20 protein-coding genes are annotated in these 18,657 nt (G+C 47.7%); 16 read left to right on the forward strand and 4 right to left on the reverse strand.

All coding sequences use genetic code 11. The annotated features are described in order from the left end of the window. Positions 1-180 precede the first annotated feature (180 nt). From ICE93_RS00095 to ICE93_RS00165, 15 genes are all read left to right on the forward strand, one after another. Positions 181-1,461, forward strand: a complete 1,281-nt coding sequence (locus ICE93_RS00095) for a nucleotide sugar dehydrogenase (protein WP_216184177.1) — start codon at positions 181-183, stop codon at positions 1,459-1,461. A 2-nt stretch (positions 1,462-1,463) separates the two neighbouring features. Beyond that, positions 1,464-2,531 carry an NAD-dependent epimerase/dehydratase family protein gene (locus tag ICE93_RS00100; protein ID WP_216184180.1) on the forward strand — a complete coding sequence of 356 codons (1,068 nt, stop codon included), beginning with the start codon at positions 1,464-1,466 and terminating at the stop codon, positions 2,529-2,531. A 154-nt stretch (positions 2,532-2,685) separates the two neighbouring features. After that, positions 2,686-4,386 (forward strand): ABC transporter ATP-binding protein, encoded by a 1,701-nt coding sequence (locus tag ICE93_RS00105; protein WP_216184183.1) that lies wholly within the window; start codon positions 2,686-2,688, stop codon positions 4,384-4,386. A gap of 37 nt (positions 4,387-4,423) precedes the next feature. Continuing rightward, complete coding sequence (locus tag ICE93_RS00110; RefSeq protein ID WP_255554663.1) at positions 4,424-5,125, forward strand: cytidylyltransferase domain-containing protein; 702 nt, start codon at positions 4,424-4,426, stop codon at positions 5,123-5,125. Further along, on the forward strand, positions 5,125-6,162 hold the full coding sequence (locus ICE93_RS00115) for an N-acetylneuraminate synthase family protein (RefSeq protein WP_216184188.1): 1,038 nt from the start codon (positions 5,125-5,127) through the stop codon (positions 6,160-6,162). Before ICE93_RS00110 ends, ICE93_RS00115 begins: the two co-directional genes overlap by 1 nt. Beyond that, on the forward strand, positions 6,152-7,057 hold the full coding sequence (locus ICE93_RS00120; RefSeq protein WP_216184191.1) for an NAD(P)-dependent oxidoreductase: 906 nt from the start codon (positions 6,152-6,154) through the stop codon (positions 7,055-7,057). Before ICE93_RS00115 ends, ICE93_RS00120 begins: the two co-directional genes overlap by 11 nt. After that, positions 7,023-8,243 carry a UDP-N-acetylglucosamine 2-epimerase gene (gene neuC / locus ICE93_RS00125; RefSeq protein ID WP_216184193.1) on the forward strand — a complete coding sequence of 407 codons (1,221 nt, stop codon included), beginning with the start codon at positions 7,023-7,025 and terminating at the stop codon, positions 8,241-8,243. The genes ICE93_RS00120 and neuC overlap by 35 nt, the downstream gene beginning before the upstream one ends. Then, complete coding sequence (locus ICE93_RS00130) at positions 8,240-9,307, forward strand: nucleotidyltransferase family protein (protein WP_370624615.1); 1,068 nt, start codon at positions 8,240-8,242, stop codon at positions 9,305-9,307. Before neuC ends, ICE93_RS00130 begins: the two co-directional genes overlap by 4 nt. Next, the gene (locus tag ICE93_RS00135; protein WP_216184199.1) at positions 9,300-10,301 is read left to right on the forward strand and encodes an SDR family NAD(P)-dependent oxidoreductase; all 1,002 of its coding nucleotides are present in this window, start codon (positions 9,300-9,302) and stop codon (positions 10,299-10,301) included. Before ICE93_RS00130 ends, ICE93_RS00135 begins: the two co-directional genes overlap by 8 nt. Then, positions 10,298-11,044, forward strand: a complete 747-nt coding sequence (gene hisF, locus ICE93_RS00140) for an imidazole glycerol phosphate synthase subunit HisF (protein WP_216861279.1) — start codon at positions 10,298-10,300, stop codon at positions 11,042-11,044. Before ICE93_RS00135 ends, hisF begins: the two co-directional genes overlap by 4 nt. Then, entirely contained in the window at positions 11,041-11,670 is a 630-nt protein-coding gene (gene hisH, locus ICE93_RS00145; protein WP_216184201.1) for an imidazole glycerol phosphate synthase subunit HisH, read from the forward strand. The genes hisF and hisH overlap by 4 nt, the downstream gene beginning before the upstream one ends. Before the next feature lie 15 nt (positions 11,671-11,685). Next, complete coding sequence (locus ICE93_RS00150; protein ID WP_216184204.1) at positions 11,686-12,888, forward strand: N-acetyl sugar amidotransferase; 1,203 nt, start codon at positions 11,686-11,688, stop codon at positions 12,886-12,888. Further along, positions 12,885-13,709: a hypothetical protein gene (locus ICE93_RS00155; protein ID WP_216184207.1), complete on the forward strand. Its 825-nt coding sequence runs from the start codon at positions 12,885-12,887 to the stop codon at positions 13,707-13,709. Before ICE93_RS00150 ends, ICE93_RS00155 begins: the two co-directional genes overlap by 4 nt. After that, positions 13,706-14,533: an FkbM family methyltransferase gene (locus ICE93_RS00160; protein WP_216184210.1), complete on the forward strand. Its 828-nt coding sequence runs from the start codon at positions 13,706-13,708 to the stop codon at positions 14,531-14,533. The genes ICE93_RS00155 and ICE93_RS00160 overlap by 4 nt, the downstream gene beginning before the upstream one ends. A gap of 57 nt (positions 14,534-14,590) precedes the next feature. Further along, positions 14,591-15,676, forward strand: a complete 1,086-nt coding sequence (locus ICE93_RS00165) for a glycosyltransferase (RefSeq protein ID WP_216184213.1) — start codon at positions 14,591-14,593, stop codon at positions 15,674-15,676. A gap of 161 nt (positions 15,677-15,837) precedes the next feature. Here ICE93_RS00165 and ICE93_RS00170 read toward each other — a convergent pair whose 3' ends face one another. After that, positions 15,838-16,164, reverse strand: coding sequence for a polysaccharide biosynthesis protein (locus ICE93_RS00170; protein WP_216184216.1), 327 nt, complete (start codon positions 16,162-16,164; stop codon positions 15,838-15,840). Between the two features lie 282 nt (positions 16,165-16,446). Beyond that, positions 16,447-16,608, reverse strand: coding sequence for a hypothetical protein (locus ICE93_RS00175; RefSeq protein ID WP_216184219.1), 162 nt, complete (start codon positions 16,606-16,608; stop codon positions 16,447-16,449). A 359-nt stretch (positions 16,609-16,967) separates the two neighbouring features. Here ICE93_RS00175 and ICE93_RS11345 point away from each other — a divergent pair, with 359 nt between their 5' ends. Further along, positions 16,968-17,102 (forward strand): hypothetical protein, encoded by a 135-nt coding sequence (locus ICE93_RS11345; protein WP_255554406.1) that lies wholly within the window; start codon positions 16,968-16,970, stop codon positions 17,100-17,102. A 53-nt stretch (positions 17,103-17,155) separates the two neighbouring features. On the opposite strand, the gene ICE93_RS00180 is transcribed toward ICE93_RS11345, so the two are convergent. Both ICE93_RS00180 and ICE93_RS00185 read right to left on the reverse strand, forming a co-directional pair. Beyond that, positions 17,156-17,710, reverse strand: a complete 555-nt coding sequence (locus ICE93_RS00180; protein WP_255554408.1) for a sugar transferase — start codon at positions 17,708-17,710, stop codon at positions 17,156-17,158. Next, positions 17,707-18,657 carry a UDP-glucose 4-epimerase family protein gene (locus ICE93_RS00185; RefSeq protein ID WP_370624575.1) on the reverse strand — a complete coding sequence of 317 codons (951 nt, stop codon included), beginning with the start codon at positions 18,655-18,657 and terminating at the stop codon, positions 17,707-17,709. The genes ICE93_RS00180 and ICE93_RS00185 overlap by 4 nt, the downstream gene beginning before the upstream one ends.

An 18,657-nucleotide genomic window follows, 5' to 3' on the forward strand; every position in this document is an offset into this window, starting at 1 on the left:
TACGGTATGTAAAAAACCGATATGGCGCTTCGAGATTAAGGGTGCAGGAGGGTTACCGAGCTTCTAATGCCGTCTCTCAGACTACGTCATGTCAGGCAGACGCGTTCTTTAGTAGTGTCAAGCGGGGAATATTGGTGCGTACCGGGTCTGCTCGGTCAATAGAAGAAAGAAGTTCTTAAGATGAAAATAGCAGTCGTTGGTTTAGGTTATGTCGGCTTGCCTTTAGCGGTCGAGTTTGGAAAGAAATTCCACACAGTAGGTCTGGATCTCTCTGAAGAGAAGGTAGCGGCATACCGGAACTTTATGGATCCGACGGGAGAGGTGAACTCGGAGGATTTGCGCGCAGCGACCCAATTAACTTGCCACACTGATCCGCAAGTTTTGCGCGATGCAGATTTCATCGTAGTAGCTGTACCAACCCCGGTGGATGAGGCGCACATCCCAGATTTATCGCCTTTAGTAGCGTCTAGCACTGCGGTCGGAAAATACATAAAGAAGGGTGCGATCGTTGTGTATGAATCCACGGTCTATCCCGGCGCGACAGAAGAAATCTGCATCCCCTTGATCGAGAAACACTCAGGCTTGAAATGGAAAAAAGATTTCTTTGTTGGCTACAGTCCAGAACGGATCAACCCGGGTGACAAAGAGCGCACAGTAACTAAGATCGTCAAGGTCGTTTCCGGAGATACGCCGGAAACATTAAAAACGGTAAGCGCAGTTTACGATTCCATCATCACTGCAGGAGTCTATCCAGCGAGCAGCATCAAGGTGGCCGAAGCGGCCAAGGTCATCGAAAACACCCAGCGCGATTTGAACATTGCACTTATGAATGAACTGGCCATCATTTTCGATAAGCTCGGCATCGATACATTGGAAGTGTTGAAGGCGGCAGGTACCAAATGGAACTTTTTACCATTCCGCCCCGGTCTGGTGGGAGGGCACTGCATCGGGGTTGACCCCTATTACCTTACGCATAAGGCCGAAATGTTGGGTTATCACCCGCAGGTCATTCTAGCGGGTCGCCGAATCAACGATGGTATGACAGCTTATGTTGCGCAGCAGACGGTAAAGCAGATTATCCAAACTGGCGGCGCCGTCAAGGGTTCAAAAGTCATTGTACTTGGATTGACCTTCAAGGAGAATTGCCCGGATCTGCGCAACAGCAAAGTCGCCGATTTAGTGAAAGAGCTAAAAGAGTTTAGCTGCGATGTCAGTGTTCATGACCCGTTGGCTGATCCCAGGGAAGCCTTGCATGAATATGGCATCACTATGACCCCGTGGGATACATTACCGGCCAAGGTCGACGCTATCGTTGCGGCAGTATCGCATGCTGAATACACCAGCCAACCGGTATCACGACTGTTATCCAAATTGAAACCGGGTGGCGCTTTCATCGACATCAAATCTGCCTACCAGCAAGAAACGATTGAAGCTGCGGGTTACAAACTGTGGCGACTGTAACGATGACTGGCTCATATCTACAATTGAAAGGCCGTCTTGCGACCGAGCCACATACATGGCTTGTTACAGGCGTAGCCGGGTTTATCGGCAGCAATCTGCTTGAGACTTTACTCAAGCTTGACCAAAGTGTTGTAGGGCTGGATAACTTTGCCACCGGCCATCAGCGCAACCTGGATGAGGTTCGATCATTGGTCAGCGGGAAACAGTGGGCCAATTTCCAGTTCATCGAAGGCGACATTCGCAACCTAGAAGACTGCCGCCGAGCCATGCGATTTTCTCCCTCCCGCTTGGTGGGAGGGGGTGAAAATCCCGTCGAGTACGTTTTGCATCAGGCCGCCCTCGGCAGCGTGCCGCGATCGGTTGAGAACCCCATAATTACCAACCAAACAAATATCAGCGGTTTCCTCAATATGCTCGTTGCCGCACGCGATGCAAAGGTAAAGCGTTTTGTGTATGCCGCCTCCAGCTCCACTTACGGTGACCATCCCGGCTTGCCCAAGGTCGAAGATAAAATCGGGAAGCCGTTGTCGCCATATGCAGTAACCAAGTATGTGAACGAGTTATATGCCGATGTTTTTGCCAGGACTTATGGCTTCAATACAATCGGCTTGCGTTATTTCAACGTATTCGGCCCGCGCCAGGATCCGGATGGAGCCTATGCCGCGGTAATTCCGAAGTGGATCTCCTGCATGATCAAGGGCGAAAGCATCTTCATCAATGGAGACGGTGAAACTAGCCGTGACTTTTGCTTTATCGAGAACGTGCGGCAGGTCAATCTACTGGCCGCAACATCCGAGCGCCCGGATGCGGTGAACGAGATTTATAACGTTGCCGTCGGGGATCGTACCACTCTCAACCAGCTATATGAACAGTTGCGTTTAAATCTCCAGCCGCTGCTCCCTCATATTCAAGAGGCCAAACCCATATATCGAGATTTTCGTGCAGGGGATGTGCGGCACTCACTAGCAGACATTACAAAGGCTTCAATGTTGTTGGGTTACCAGCCAACCCATCGCATAGGCGAGGGACTACGGGTCGCAATGCAATGGTATGTGGAAAAGCTGAAATGAGCTATTCGCTAGCAAAACCGATCTACAGATACGCAATGAACAAGAAGCGTGGAATATGACATACCCATATGCACAATCTCCGGAAAAACTGAGCACACTGTTGGCTCAGTTGTTTCGGCACATAAGTCCACAGCGACGCCTCCAATTCGTACTGATGATCGCTTTGACCCTGACCACTTCCGTTGCGGAAGTGGTCAGCCTCGGCGCAGTGGTGCCGTTTATCGGAATACTGACCGAGCCGGAGCGGGTGTTCAATTTACCCATATTGTCCCGATACATACAGTGGATGGGGATAACCACACCGAGTGACTTGGTGCTACCGCTAGCGGTAGCATTCTCGGTAGCTGCTATCGTTGCTGCGGTCCTGCGATTGTTGCTGCTTTGGGTCAGCATCCGCCTATCCAACGTTACCGGGGCCGATCTGAGCGTTGAAGTCTACCGAAAAACGCTGTATCAGCCCTATCTGGTACATGTTGCGCGTAGCAGCAGCGAAATCATTAGCGGAATTACCCAAAAAGTTACTGCGGCGACAAGCGTACTAACCTCATTAATCACTGTCGCTACTTCATCCATACTGTTTATTGCGATACTGTTGTCACTGTTTTTAATCGACCCCTACATAGCTACAGTTGCAATGGTTTGTTTTGGAACAGGCTATGGACTTATTGCTTGGAAGACGCGTATACGGTTGAAGCGAAACAGCCAGTGCATAGCGCAACAGCAGACGCAGGTCGTTAAAACATTGCAGGAAGGCTTGGGTGCGATACGCGATGTGTTGCTTGATGGGACTCAATCCACTTACACCAATATCTTTAGGAATTCGATACAGCAACTACAGAAATCCACAGGAGAAAACCAGTGTATCACCTTGGGCCCCCGGTATGTAATGGAGGCCCTGGGTATGATAATGGTCGCCATCTTCGCCTATAGCCTCAGCAAACATCAGGGGGGCATCGGAGCCGCACTGCCGATACTGGGCGCACTGGCATTAGGGGCGCAGCGGCTGATGCCCCTGTTGCAGCAACTATATGGCAACTGGTCAGTTGTTGCCGGCAGCCAAGCAACGTTAAAAGATGTTCTGGCACTTCTGGATCAGTCATTGCCCAACCATATTCATGAACCACAACCCAAGCCGATTTCGTTTAAGAAGGAAGCGCGCTTCGAGTCAGTCTGCTTTCGATATAGCATGGAGGGCCCCTGGATACTAAAAGACATTTCGCTCTCCATTCCCAAGGGCGCCCGAATCGGTTTTGTCGGCAAAACTGGCAGCGGGAAAAGCACCATACTGGATTTATTCATGCGCTTGCTTGAGCCGACGTGCGGACAGATCATTGTAGACGGCAATCCGCTTACAGAAGAAAACACTCGATCATGGCAGCTTGTAATTGCGCATGTGCCACAACAAATATACCTGTCGGACGCCACGATTGCCGAAAACATCGCATTTGGAGTGGCGCCCAACGAGATCGATCATGAACTTGTAAGGAACGCTGCAGAACAGGCGCAGTTGACTGACTTAATTGAGGGCTCACTTGATGGTTACAACACTGTTGTCGGAGAAAGAGGTGTCAGGCTGAGCGGGGGGCAGCGCCAGCGAATCGGAATTGCACGAGCACTGTACAAGAAGGCGCAGATCCTCATTTTTGACGAAGCGACCAGCGCGCTGGATACGGATACGGAAAATTCGGTTATGGCGGCGATAGAAAATCTGAATCGCAACTTGACCATCCTTATGGTTGCCCATCGACTCTCTACCCTCCAGAATTGTGATTTGATCGTGCAATTGGAGAGCGGGCAGATTTCTGCGCAAGGATTGTCTCCGGCAATTGGGACTGCGCAAGGTAAATGGTTATGATGATGTACTCACTATCGATAAAGAAAGTTGGGTAATCTTGGGGCTGAATACAACTCCCGTCGTTTGTCTTATTCCGGCCCGCGGCAGGTCAAAAGGCGTATACAGGAAGAACATGAGAACAATAGCAGGGAAGTCGCTTATAGATTTTACTATTCTGGCGGCACAGCATTCCAACTATGCAGACAATGTATACATCTCTTCGGATGACGCAACAATCTTGGAGCATGCGAGAACTCTAGGAGCAATTGGGATTGCTAGGCCAGATGAATTTGCTTCGGATACTGCTTCGGCTATTGCGGTTGTTGAGCATTTCCTGAGCATGCTTCCTGATACGTTGCTACAGGAAGACCCATATATTGTGTATTTGCAACCTACCTCGCCACTTCGCACATCCCATCATATTGACGATGCACTCGAACAGATGTTGGCCGCAAAGGGACAATCGCTTGTAAGTGTATCTGAAGTACAGAAATCGCCATTCAAGATGTTTACATTGGATGAAAAGGGGCGCTTGCAGTCATTATTTGATGAGAAGCTTTCCAATGCTCGCCGTCAGGATCTGCCCGAAGTGTTTGCTCCCAATGGTGCAATCTATGTATTCCGAGCATCAGAATTCAAGTCAAGAGGCGGCTTCCCGTCGAATGGAAGCATCCCTTTTGTAATGAATACTGAGGATAGTCTAGATATCGATACTGAAGATGATATCTGCCGTGCAGAAATTATTTTGGGAGGTAAGTAATGGCTGAATTTAAAATTGCAGACCGATGGATTGGCAACAATCATCCACCGGTGGTTATCGCAGAAATCGGAATTAATCATGAGGGGTCACTTGATACAGCCATTCAGATGGTTGATGCCGCTGTCCATGCCGGCGCTGAGATCATCAAACATCAGACACACATAGTAGAAGACGAAATGTCTGATGAGGCAAAAGCGGTGATTCCAGGTAATGCGGATGTCTCAATCTACGAGATCATGGCGCGGTGTGCACTTTCCGAGACTGATGAATACTCGCTGATGAAGTATGTGCAGCAACGTGGTGCGATTTTCATAAGCACACCGTTCTCACGTGCCGCAGTGAACAGACTAGTCAAGTTCGATATTCCGGCATTCAAGGTGGGATCGGGAGAATGCAACAACTATCCGCTAATTAAGTATATAGCCCGCTTTGGCAAACCGGTTATTATTAGTACCGGCATGAATACAATCGAATCGATAAGGCCATCAGTCGAAATCTTGCGCAAGGAAAAAATCCCTTATGCATTGATGCATTGTACAAACGTATACCCCACTCCACCCGAACTGGTGCGACTGGGGGCGATGACCAAATTGAAAGAATTCTTTCCAGATGCAGTAATCGGTCTGTCGGATCACACCACTTCGAACTATCCATGCCTAGGCTCAGTAGCGCTTGGGGCATCAATATTGGAGCGTCATTTTACCGATCGCATGGATCGCCCCGGCCCCGATATTGTTTGTTCGATGGACCCGACCGCGCTGAATGAGCTGATCGAAGGGTCAAAAATCATCTTTGCAGCACGGGGCGGGGAAAAAGGCCCTGTAGAAGCTGAAGTGCCAACGATTGCGTTTGCATTTGCCTCAGTTGTGGCCATTCGCGACATCACACCCGGACAAAAACTAAGCGAAGAAAATATTTGGGTCAAACGTCCGGGTGGCGGTGATTTTACTGTCATGGACTATGAGGGTCTACTTGGGAAAACTGCAAAAGAGCATATACCGCGAGGCTTTCAGATAAAGAAGTCAAATGTACTCTGATAACAGGAGCGTGAAGCTAGTTGTTACCGGCGCATCGGGATTTATAGGACGACGGATCGTTCGACTGCTTCGTGACAAGCATAAGGTAGAGCTCGTTCCCGTGACAAGGCAGAACATCCCGAATTGGCAAAGGGTGTCCGATTATTCCCAAGCATCGGCCGGAGACGTATTAATTCATTTGGCAGAAAATTGCGACCGAGGTCAGGTTGCAGGCATGGGCGAGTCATATAAAGAAGGCATCCAGTCAACATTGATGGCGCTATTAGCAAAAGGATATAGCCGCGTAATTTATGCGTCATCTGCGGTACTCTATAGCGATAATGATAAACGACCGCACTTGACGAGCGACAAGGTTGTGTTAACCGATAATTACTCACGAATTAAGCATCAATCGGAGTGCGCAGTACTAGATACGCGAGGAGGGGTCGTAGTACGCCTGGCTAATATCTACGGACGCGGAATGTCAGAGAATAACGTGATGAGCGCAATTCTTCGCCAGATACCCGGCGTAGACCCACTGCAAGTGATGGATGCTAGCCCTATCAGGGATTTCCTAAGTGCCGATGATGCTGCCGATGGAATTGTTGCGCTGGCCCTAGGGCGAGATCAAAAAGGTAGCGAAAGCGGCCTATATAATCTAGGAACTGGAATAGGAACATCCATTGGAACATTAGCCAATATGGCCTTGGAAATCGCTGGGGAATCGCACAGGCGAGTCGAAGCCAAATCAATTGCAGGAAAAGATTCCTGCCTGATTCTGGATTACAACCAAACCACTCTTGCCTGCGGCTGGAAACCAAGGACAACGCTGGCTGAAGGTATTACGGATTTGCTGCAAATAGGAAAAGAAGAACATCATCATGAAGCGTCGCACGATAGCAGTATTTACAGGTAACCGGGCCGAATATGGCTTGCAGTATCCAATACTGCGCGCTATAGATCGCCATCCTGATATGGATTACCGCTTGATGGTATCCGGAGCACACCTTGACCCAAATTTCGGAAGCACTCTGGACGAGATTCGTGCAGATGGCTTCCGCATTGACGCTGAGATCAAGATCGAAATGGACGCTGCAACGCTCTATGCTACGGCCCAGGCAATCGGGTCGGGAATTTTGTCCATCAGTCGCGCGCTGAACGAACTGAAACCGGACATGATGGTGGTTTACGCCGATCGTTTTGAGGGACTGGCTGCCGTCATTGCGGCAAGTCAAATGAATATTCCCACGGCACACATAGAAGGGGGCGACTTGACTGAAGGCGGCGCACTGGATGATTCGGTACGCCATGCAATGACCAAGCTCTCCCATCTTCACTTTACAACCAACCAGCAAGCAACTAATCGTATTCTGGCGATGGGGGAAGAACCATGGCGTGTACATACAGTTGGGTTCCCCGCCATCGATTTGATATCTGAAGGCCGATTTGCCAAAGAGAATGAAATTGTCGATAAGCTTGGTCTTGATTTATCCCGCCCCATTATGCTGTTTACCCAACATTCGGTGAGCACCGAATTTGATCACGCCGGATCGCAACTTGAGCCCTCGCTGAAGGCAATAGAGAGATTGGCCGCGGAGGGAGTGCAGACGATTCTCACATATCCGAACAATGATGCCGGAGGACAAGCAATTATCAAGATGCTGGAAGAGTATGGGGCAAGGATGATTGCCGGAACGCAAATTCGACGCTCTCTTGGGCGGCATCTTTATCATGGCGTGTTGGCACTCGCACGCAATCCCTCGATAAGGGTTGCATGCGTAGGGAATTCATCTTCAGGTCTGAAGGAAACACCAGCTTTCGGATGTCCAACAGTCAATATAGGCTCACGCCAGGAAGGAAGATTGCGCGGGGAGAATGTTATCGACGCAGACTATAACGACAATTCAATCACCAGGGCGATGAAAAAATGCTTGTTCGACGACGACTTCAGGTCCGCCTGCCGAAATTCGGAAAACCCTTACTGGCTTGGCGATGCCGGCCCCAAAATTGCCAATGTATTGGCAACCGTTTCCCTTGATCCCAAGATCATACGCAAGCGGATGACGCTCAAAGGAGAAACTCACGATGGTTGGTTCAGGTGATTGAGAAGCCGCTTCGCCACGAGGCAAAATTAATTGATGCTGTTCGGGCTATTGAGATCAGCCCTAGGCGTATGGCGGTAGTCGTCGATGCAGAGAACCGCTTGACTGGAACCCTGACGGACGGAGACATTCGTCGTCATTTGCTCGCGGGAGGCAGTCTGGATGCACAGGTAGCAATCGCTATGAATCCCAACCCACTTTCGGCAGAAGAGGGATCTTCGGACGGATACATCAAGGATTTGATGCGCCGCGGGAATGTGGTTGCGATCCCCTTGCTGGATCGCGATAGAAAATACTTGCGGCTGATTCATTTGATGGATATGGATCTGAATGACAGCATATCCGACAACGCAGTGGGATTCAGTTTTGCGGTAATCATGGCGGGCGGCGAAGGTACGCGACTGAGGCCATTGACGGAGACTATTCCCAAGCCGATGGTTGAAATAGGCGGCGCACCCTTACTCGAACGTCAAATTCAACGGCTGGTCAAGATTGGGATTCCCCGCGTTTACATTTCAGTAAATTACCTGGGTCACATCATCGAGGAGTATTTCGGCAATGGTGAAGACTTTGGGATAGAAATAAGTTATCTTAGGGAGCAGGAAAAGCTGGGGACTGCCGGAGCATTGACGTTGCTGCCGGAGCACCCAACAGGACCTATTCTTGTGATGAACGGCGATATCCTGACCACGTCAGACCTTGATAGTTTTTATCATTTTCACAACGCACATGCGGCAAATATTACTATTGCAGCAATAGACCATCGAGTTCATGTCCCGTATGGAGTAATACGGACAGACGGCGCGTTTATTACCGGACTGGTTGAAAAACCCTCGGAACGATTCTTGTGTAATGCGGGTATTTACGCACTTTCTCCACAAGCGCTGATTCACTTAGAGAAGAACATACATAGCAACATGACAGATCTTGTCAATATCTGCCTTACAAAGAAATTGCCGGTCGCGGTATTTCCAGTACACGAATATTGGAATGATATCGGTACACCTAGCGACCTGGAAAAGGCCCGAATTCACTTCTCAAAGATGGAGATCAATAATGAGTGAGTCACTCAAAGGAAAAAGTGTATTTGTTACCGGGGCAGACGGATTTATCGGTAGTCACCTGGTGGAGATTCTTGTCAACGAAGGGGCAAGGGTTCGCGCCCTAGTCTATTACAACTCATGGAACGCGAGCGGATGGTTGACGGATTTATCTGAATCCATTCTGAGCCAAATTGAGTTGTACACGGGCGATATTCGTGACGCAGAACGCATCCGTCAAGGGGTAAAAGGTTGTGATTACGTATTCCACCTATCCAGCCTCATTGCCATTCCTTACAGCTATGACGCCCCCAGATCATATGTAGAAACCAATGTTATGGGCGCCCTAAATATTCTCCAAGCCTGTCGTGAGAGCGATGCGCTCACGCGGTTGGTGCATGTGTCAACTTCTGAGGTGTACGGATCTGCGCAAACAGTTCCGATATCGGAAAACCACCCCTTGGTTGGGCAATCGCCCTACTCTGCAAGCAAGATAGCCGCCGACAAGATGGCTGAAAGCTTTTATCTGTCATTTAATTTGCCGGTTGTAACAGCAAGGCCATTCAATACGTTTGGCCCACGTCAAACAGCTAGGGCAGTCATCCCAACCATAGCCAGCCAGTTGATTGCGGGCAAACAGAAACTCAAGCTGGGATCACTTCATCCGACCCGGGATTTCAATTTTGCAACTGACACGGCACGCGGAATGGTGGCGCTGGCATTATGTCCGGCAGCGCAAGGTGAAGTAGTGAATATCGGTTCTGGTGAAGAATGGTCGATCGCAGAAACCCTAGAAATGCTTTGCGAGATAACTGACCGTAAGCCGCAAATCATCACAGATGACACACGTATTCGCCCAGAAAAGAGCGAAGTGAATCGTCTGCTTGCGGACAATTCCAGAATTCATAAGTTGACCAGATGGAAAAGCGCTGTTCCGTTCCGGGAGGGCCTGGAGCAGACCGTGCGCTGGATTGAGAAGAACATGCATCACTTTGATGTGGACCAATACTCAAAATGAGAGTTATTGCGCGACTTGATGTGAAGAACCAGTTCGTTATCAAGGGCATCCACCTGGAGGGCTTACGCAAGGTTGGCGATCCTAACCAGTTAGCCAAGGCCTACTATGAAGCAGGAATTGATGAAATCATACTCATAGATGCTGTTGCCAGTTTGTACAATAGGAACAACCTGTTTTCTGTGCTGCAGAAAGCATCGGAAGAGGTGTTTGTGCCTATTACCATCGGAGGTGGCTTGCGTAATCTGTACGATGTCGAAAAAGCTCTGGATGCCGGGGCTGACAAGGTTGCGCTCAACACTGCTGCAATACGCGAACCGGAATTGATTGAAAAGGTAGCAAAGCAATATGGCAGCCAATGCGTTGTTGCCTCGGTGCAAGCCAAACATACGGCGAACGGCTGGGAAGCATACATTGAGACCGGGAGAGAAAAGACCGGTGTTCAGGTACTGGATTGGGTGCGTCGATTGCAGGAACTTGGCGCAGGAGAACTGCTGCTTACCTCGGTTGACAAGGAAGGAACCAAATCCGGTTTTGATATCCCGTTGGTGCGAGCGGTAAACAATGCGGTGTCGATTCCTGTCATTGTCAGCGGCGGTTATGGTCAACCCAAACACATCAATGAGCTTCTTGAGGTCACCGAGCCCAGCGGTTTGTGCTTTGCCTCGGCATTGCATTACAAGACAGCTTGCGCTAGCGATTTGCGGGATAGTATTGAGTCTGCAAAAGCGGGTAGGATGAAATGAAGAAAATCGTTGTCTTGAATTATGGACTTGGCAATGTACGTAGTGTGAGCAATGCCCTGCGGGCGATCGGAGCCAATGCGGAAGTGGTCCATGATGAATCATCTGTCATGCAGGCTGATGGCTTAGTAATCCCGGGTGTTGGGGCATTCCCACATGGTATGGACAATTTGAAGAAGTCCGGTTTGGTTGAGTTAATAAAGAAATATATTGGTACAGGTCGCCCTGTGTTGGGCATCTGTCTAGGTATGCAAATGCTGTTCAACAAAGGAACGGAGTTTGTGCCGACCGATGGCTTGGGCTTGATCCATGGATCGGTTAACATCATTTCCATTTTGCCAGAAGAAGGACGACTTCCACATATTGCTTGGTCCAGAGTCAGCCCGACCGAACTGGGGCGAAATGGGATGTTTGCAGGACTAACTGACAGCGAGATGCGTTTCTACTTCGTACACAGTTATGCAGCAGCCGGGGTTAAGCCAGACAACCTAAGTGCAACCGTGAATTACCTTGGGCATGACATCGTGGCAGCAGTACAAAGAGGTAAACTGTGGGGAACTCAATTCCATCCGGAAAAGAGCGGCCCGAGCGGTCTACATCTTTTAAATAACTTTATAAGTATTTGTTAAATACTGGGGTCAGCAATGAGTAAGCCTTATTTTGGACTTCCTGAAGAAGTGATTTTTTGCAAACACTGCGTTATCTCGAACCAGCGGCCGAGCTCGTCCGTCGAGTTCAAGCACAAACAAGACGAGAAGAAAGCAACAATAGGTTTTGACAACGAAGGCGTGTGCGATGCTTGTCGATATCATGAAATAAAAGAAAAACAAATAAGCTGGGAAAAGCGCGAGAAATCATTGATTGAGCTGCTGGATCAACATCGACGCAATGATGGTGGTTATGACGTAATCGTGCCGGGCAGCGGCGGCAAAGATAGCGCATATACCTCGCATATCCTTAAATACAAATATGGAATGAACCCGCTTACCGTCACTTGGGCGCCCCACAAATACACCCAGATCGGCTGGAAAAATTTCGAGAACTGGATGCATGTGGGGGGGCTCGACAATATCCTTTTTACTCCTAATGGACGTTTGCATCGCTATCTTACACAGCAGGCTTTTCTCAATCTGTTCCATCCGTTCCAGCCGTTCATTGTCGGTCAGCGCATTATCGGTCCGGCGATGGCGGCGAAGTTTGGAGTGAAATTGGTCATGTACGGCGAGAACCAGGCTGAATACGGCAACAATCCCAATGACAACTATGTGCCAACTATGGATCGTAAATTCTTCTCCGTGGGAAATCCGGAAGAAATGATTCTGGGAGGAAAGCCGGTCAAAGACATCATCGCTGAAGGCAAATATCATCTAAACGACTTCGCACCCTATATTCCGCCGAGCGCGGATTTCCTTGAAAACAAGGGTGTTGAAGTGCATTACCTCGGCTACTACCTTAAGTGGGATCCGCAAGAGTGCTACTACTATGCGGTCGAGAATACCGGCTTCCAGGCTAACAGCGAACGAACTGAAGGCACGTATTCAAAGTACAGCAGCATCGATGACCAGATAGACATGTTTCACTATTTCACCACACTAATAAAATTTGGCATCGGCAGAGCTACATACGATGCAGCGCAAGAAATAAGGAATGGCAAGATCACTCGCGAGGAAGGAGTGCATCTAGTACATAAATATGATCAGGAATTCCCCCAAAAGTATTTCAAGGAATTCCTCGAATATATCAACATATCCGAAAAACAATTCTTCGAAACTGCTGATCGCTTCCGCTCTCCACATCTGTGGGCGCGAGCGGATGGGGACTGGGTCCTGAGGCATAAGGTGGCATGAACGTAAAACACCTGGCCGCCAAGATATTTACGCCCGGGCTAAAGCGGTTTAGCAATCTTCATAAAGGGAAAACTTGCTATATTTTTGGCGATGGCCCATCTATCAAATGGTTTAATTTAAGTGAATTTTCTAATCACCCTGCAATTTGTTGTGGACAAATTCCATTTCACAAAGATTTTCACAAGTTAGATGTCAAATATATTTTAATTACAGAGCCATGGTTATTCGTACCAAAGTTATTCCAGCCCAATATAACTTACCTACATCAGCTTGTTCATATAGCGAATGAATACAAGAACCTTATTGTAAGTACTCCGGAAAAGGAGTTTTTCGTTAGCCTATCAAACAGATTTGCGCTAACCGGTAAAAATATTCACTATGTTTATCGGGGGTTGCCACAAATTAGAAATAAGACAGATGCGCTACTTGGGAATTTTGATCTATTTGGCGGTTCTTTTCATGCGGCATTGTCATTGGCGTATTACATGGGATTCAAAAAGGCCTATCTGATCGGCTTTGATGGGTGGACGATACAACCTGCCAGAGCACTACGCTGGTATGAACTGGGGCCTGGTGAATTTTTCGAACCAACAAACTTTGCGTTGGATTTCCTTAGAGCGCTTCGCCCAGAAATCGACATTTACACTATCTCAAAAGATGGGGAGTCCTGTAACGTAAAGAACATTAGCTACGAGTCTTTCACTGGAAAGGCTCCGAAATACTCAGAGAACCATGAGCTACTTACCAATCGTCACTTGAATATACTTGCCACCTTTCCTGAATACAAAATTTTTTCGAATAAGATTGTGGAAACAAAATGAAAAAATGGTTTATAGATACAGCAACTTCAGTTTGGCAGCATATTCCTGCAAGGGTTATAAGGGAGTGTATGTGGAATGCATTTCTTTGGTATGTTCGCGGAAGGAAAGTTGTAACTACAGTCGATCAAATTACGTTTGATTTAGATTTGAGCGAATTGATTGATGTGTGTTTATACGTTAATCGTTTTGAAAAAGATGTTACATCGGCCATTAACATACTGTGCCAAAGGGATTGGGTTGTGCTTGATATTGGGGCACATTCTTTACGATTTGCATGGTTGGTTGGTAATGGCGGGAAGGTATATGCATTTGAGCCAACTAACTATGCATTCAAAAAACTGCAACGAAATGTTGCGCTGAATAAATTTACCAACCTTCATCTTTATCAAGTGGCTCTTTCAAATCAGAGTCAACCACTGCAGAAGATTTCCTATAGGGCAAGCTGGAAGACAAATGGTTCACAGACTCAAGAATCGAGCGTTGTAGACTTCATTAGACTGGATGACTGGGCCGCTCAACAGTCACTTAGCAAATTAGACTTTATTAAGATTGATGTGGATGGAAATGAGTATGCCGTTTTTGATGGGGCCAGAGAGTTGTTGCGCAAATTTAAGCCAATTCTAATTGCTGAGGTCGGGGCTTATCATTTTGCGGATTCATCCACTAACCCTTGGCAAATTATTGCAGATTTGGAGTATCGCTTTTGGGACGTACATACTGGCAAAGAATATGGCAGCCTTGCCGCAATGCGTGAAGTACTTAAGGGCGAAGATACGATTAATGTAATAGCTAGTACCAAGGAGTTATCCGTCGTGTGGCGATAAGATTCCGCAACAAACTCTTCATACCTAAATTCCTTGGGCACTCGTTAAAAGTCATCAATGAAAATCATCTATTCATTCGGCAAGGTCGGCTTTGAGGCTGATTATTGGGAGCGCGAGATTGCAGCCGCCTCCACTGCTGAATATACGTTTATTCCGTTCAACCATGCCGGATATGAAAAATCGAGCTTATTTATGCGCGCGCAATTGTTGGACAATCTTTATTTTGAGAACAGCGCCGGCCTGGCCCGGCTGTATGCAAATATAGAAGAGAAAATTCGGACAGAGCAGGCCGATGCATTGATGGTCGATACATATAATCCTTACCATCCTGACTATCTGCGCAAACTGGGCATCTATAAAGTATTGCGGATCAATGATGGGCCCATGGCAGCCTATGATCGTGACTTTGCCTATCTACATGCCTTCGACCATGTGCTGTATCATTCCCCAGCTTACAGCAAAGATATGCAGATCGATGAAAAGCTCCGCTATTGCAGGGCAAAGCGGATTGATTTCTGGCCTCTCGGATCTTTTGACGCACTCTGTGATCGAAGCATGACAGAAGAAGACATCAAATCAAAAGATCGGGACATCGATATTGCCTTCGTTGGCGCACTTGCGCCAAACAAGATGCCGTTGATCGCAGCGGTAAAGAAGGCATTCGGTCGACGAATGAAGTTGTATGGACTTACTAACCTGAAAAGAAATGCTTACTTCAACTTGAAATTCGGCTTCCCCGGCTGGGTCAAGCCGCTCCAATTCGAGCAATACGTTTCACTATACCAGCGGACGAAAATCGGTATCAACGTGCATAACCGGGGAGACTATACCGTCGGCGGGTATCGCCTTTTTGATTTGCCCGCAAACGGCGTAATGCAAATTTCGGATGGCGGCCCTTACCTAGAGACTTTTTTTGAGATTGGAAGTGAGATCGAGTCCTACAGAAACGCCGATGAACTGATAGATAAAATAAAATATTATTTAACGCACGACACGGAGCGCGAACAAATCGCACTCAACGGATATAGGCGCCTAAATCGGGATTATCTGATGGCGCATTTACTTCAAAAAGCGGGCGCGCTCATCAAGATTGGAATGGAAAACGATTTCAAATCAACAAACAACTTCCGGAAAGCCTCTTGAGTGCATTTATAAAATAGAGCGCCCGTTTCCTGTTTGGGAACAGCAAGGGCACTTCAAACGTGGGCTTCTAACGCCCCTCTGAATCAAAAACTTTTTAATCTGAAATGCTGGCACGCCGAACAGCTGGAACCTAGCACATTGCTAAAGCGCACCATGATATGCTAGATAGCATACAAGCCCAACGGGATCTCTTGCATGCTTTTAGCCTGCAGCACCAATTTAACCAAACGCTTATAGCAACTCATTACGTTGGTGGGACGCACTGCTTTGTCAGCCGAAGTCAACACAAACGCTTCAAGCCCATACTTAAAAGCCGTTCCAATGGCACGCAAGGTGCCAAACACATTATTCCAAACCCCTGCAGCCGGGTTCATATCAATCGTGGACACATGCCTATAGATTGCCTCATGAAATACCGCCTGTACACCAAAGCGTCGGCAGATCCTACCCAGCTTATTGGCATCCAGCACTAACCCCAGCACCGTCACAATATTTACAAACGTTCACAGCAAGGTCAACTCACGATCATTAGCATATAGCGCAAACTCGCTGAGCTCAAACAAGACTAATGTCTTAGGTTACTGCAACAGACTCTACCGGCACAATTCAGAGCCAATTAATCCACTCGCACCTGTTAAATTCTGGTGCAACAGATCTTTGCTTGCCTACAAAGGATCTCAAGTCAGCATATTTTCAATCTCAACTTCGCCAATATCTTCAATCTTTACTAAGCCATTTACCAGATGTGACAAACCCGGCAAGATACGCGCTTACAAAGGCAAAACAAACATCGTCGTGAATATTTCTTTTGGACGAGCTCGACTTGCAGACGGAATAACAAGCAACTTTTCAGTAATTCCCCGATCATAGTGAATCAGCGCAAGCACCGATAAACGATTACTAACCCCCCTTCCATAAACGACGATTCTCATCCACAAAACTAACCGACTTAATCTCGAAACCCCCACTTAAGCCGGACGCGATCTGCCAAGCTGGAGACCGATGTCCATAAATCAATACTATCTTTGGCCAGCTTCCAGATGCCATTTTTCGCAACCAGCCATTAAAGAAATACTTGGTCACCAATTGGGATAGATCATTCCCACAAACAACAGCACTGATTGAATTTTGCCAACTGATCGTGGTATCTCTTCAGTCCAATGATCCAAAAGTGTGTCGTATATACCAGCGCATAAGACAATAACCATAGGCGAATCTAAAGATGGCGCAGTACAAGCTAAATTGATGATATAAGCAACCGCGATCACCGCTACCAACTCTAGCAGCAAGAGTGATTAAGGCATCAGACCATCAAAATGTAAATAATGGCCAGCTAGACCGTCAGCAAGCAAAGCTCAATATTCAATGGAAGAACGATGAGTATCTTGATTCCCCTTGGAAGAAAGTCAATATTTTCGTTGCATGATTTACTGGCATTTTCAAATCATAAATTTAGCGGTTGATTGGAAAAATCCAGCTTTAATTTTTAATCCTATCACCAGTACCTTTGCCACCTAACGTCATGAATATGTACTTAAAGTACATAGCCAAGGTTAGATTCTGCAACATACGTGCATCCGTCTCAGCCAGAAGCTTTGGTGTCGACATATCAATATTGCTCACCTGAGCCAACCCCGTAATGCCAGGTCTCGAATCAAAGACAGCAAGGGCGTCGCGTTCACGGATCAACTCATTCTGACTGAGCAAACAAGGCCGGGGACCAACTAGACTCATCTCGCCCTTCATCACATTCCACAGTTGAGGCAGTTCATCGAGTTTAGTTCGCCTCAAAAAGACGCCCAAAGGAGTTATTGCAGAAGCATCAGCAAAATGAGATGGAACGGAAGCAGTGTCTGACTGCATTGTTCGAAACTTGACTAAGGTAAAAGACTTTTGATAGCGACCAACCCGCTGCTGGCGGAAGATCGGCGAACCTGTATCAAACAACCCCAACACAAAAATCACCAAAAATACCGGCGCCCCCAAGATGAGCCCAAGTAAAGAAAATGCAAAATCCAAAAACCGCAACATCATACCCTCGGCTCGACTGCTCTACGCAGCCCTTCGTCCACCGAGACTGGCGGCCTCCACTCAAGCAGCTCACAGGTCTTGCCCATGTCCACTTTTAAAGAGCCCAGCAAACGTTGAATCACAGCTCTCCTACCCCAAAATCCAGCAAGAAATACCAAAAGGCCAGCAGGTACTGGCAGTAAATGAATTGGTCGGTTCATGGCATTGCCGATTCTTTGCAACAACTCCGTTGTCGATAGATCCTCTCCATCACTAACCAAGAATATTTGATTTGCAGCCTTGGGGTGATCAATACAAGTCAGAATCAAATCCACCAAATTATCAAGCGCCACAAAACTGCGGCGGTTTTGGGTAATCGCACCCAAAGGCAAAGGCAAGCCTCGCCTTACCCAAGCCAACAGACTTGCAAAATTACCCTTAACCCCCGGACCATACACTAAAGGAGGACGAATTATGACCACCTCCATCCCCGTCTCTTGTGCCAGTCGCCACAATCCCGCCTCAGCCTCAGCCTTTGATACGCCATAGCCATCTTCTGGCGCAGGATCGTCATCGCAAGCAAAATGAAGTGAACCGTTTGTCAACTCGCCATTGACCTTGATGGAACTGACAAACACAAAGCGTCGCACACCAGCCTGCGCAGCTTGTTTGCCAAGGTTCAGTGTTCCTAGCGTATTGACCTTACGAAACTCGGACATTGAATCGTTAGAGGTTTCCCGCATGACATGCACTCTAGCTGCAAGATGAACTACCACATCACACCCGCTCAATGCGTTCCGCCAATTAGTATTTTGGTCTATTGACCCAACACTCAGGCAATGATCTACATTTGGCAAATTACATGCCTCTCGTGTCACCGCCTTTACTTCCAAGCCCCTCGCATAAGCTTCACGACACAGTCGCTCTCCAACAAAACCATTCGCACCAGTAACCAGTAGCTTTTTTATCAC

This window comes from Polynucleobacter sp. MWH-HuK1 (assembly GCF_018881815.1).
Classification (GTDB): domain Bacteria; phylum Pseudomonadota; class Gammaproteobacteria; order Burkholderiales; family Burkholderiaceae; genus Polynucleobacter.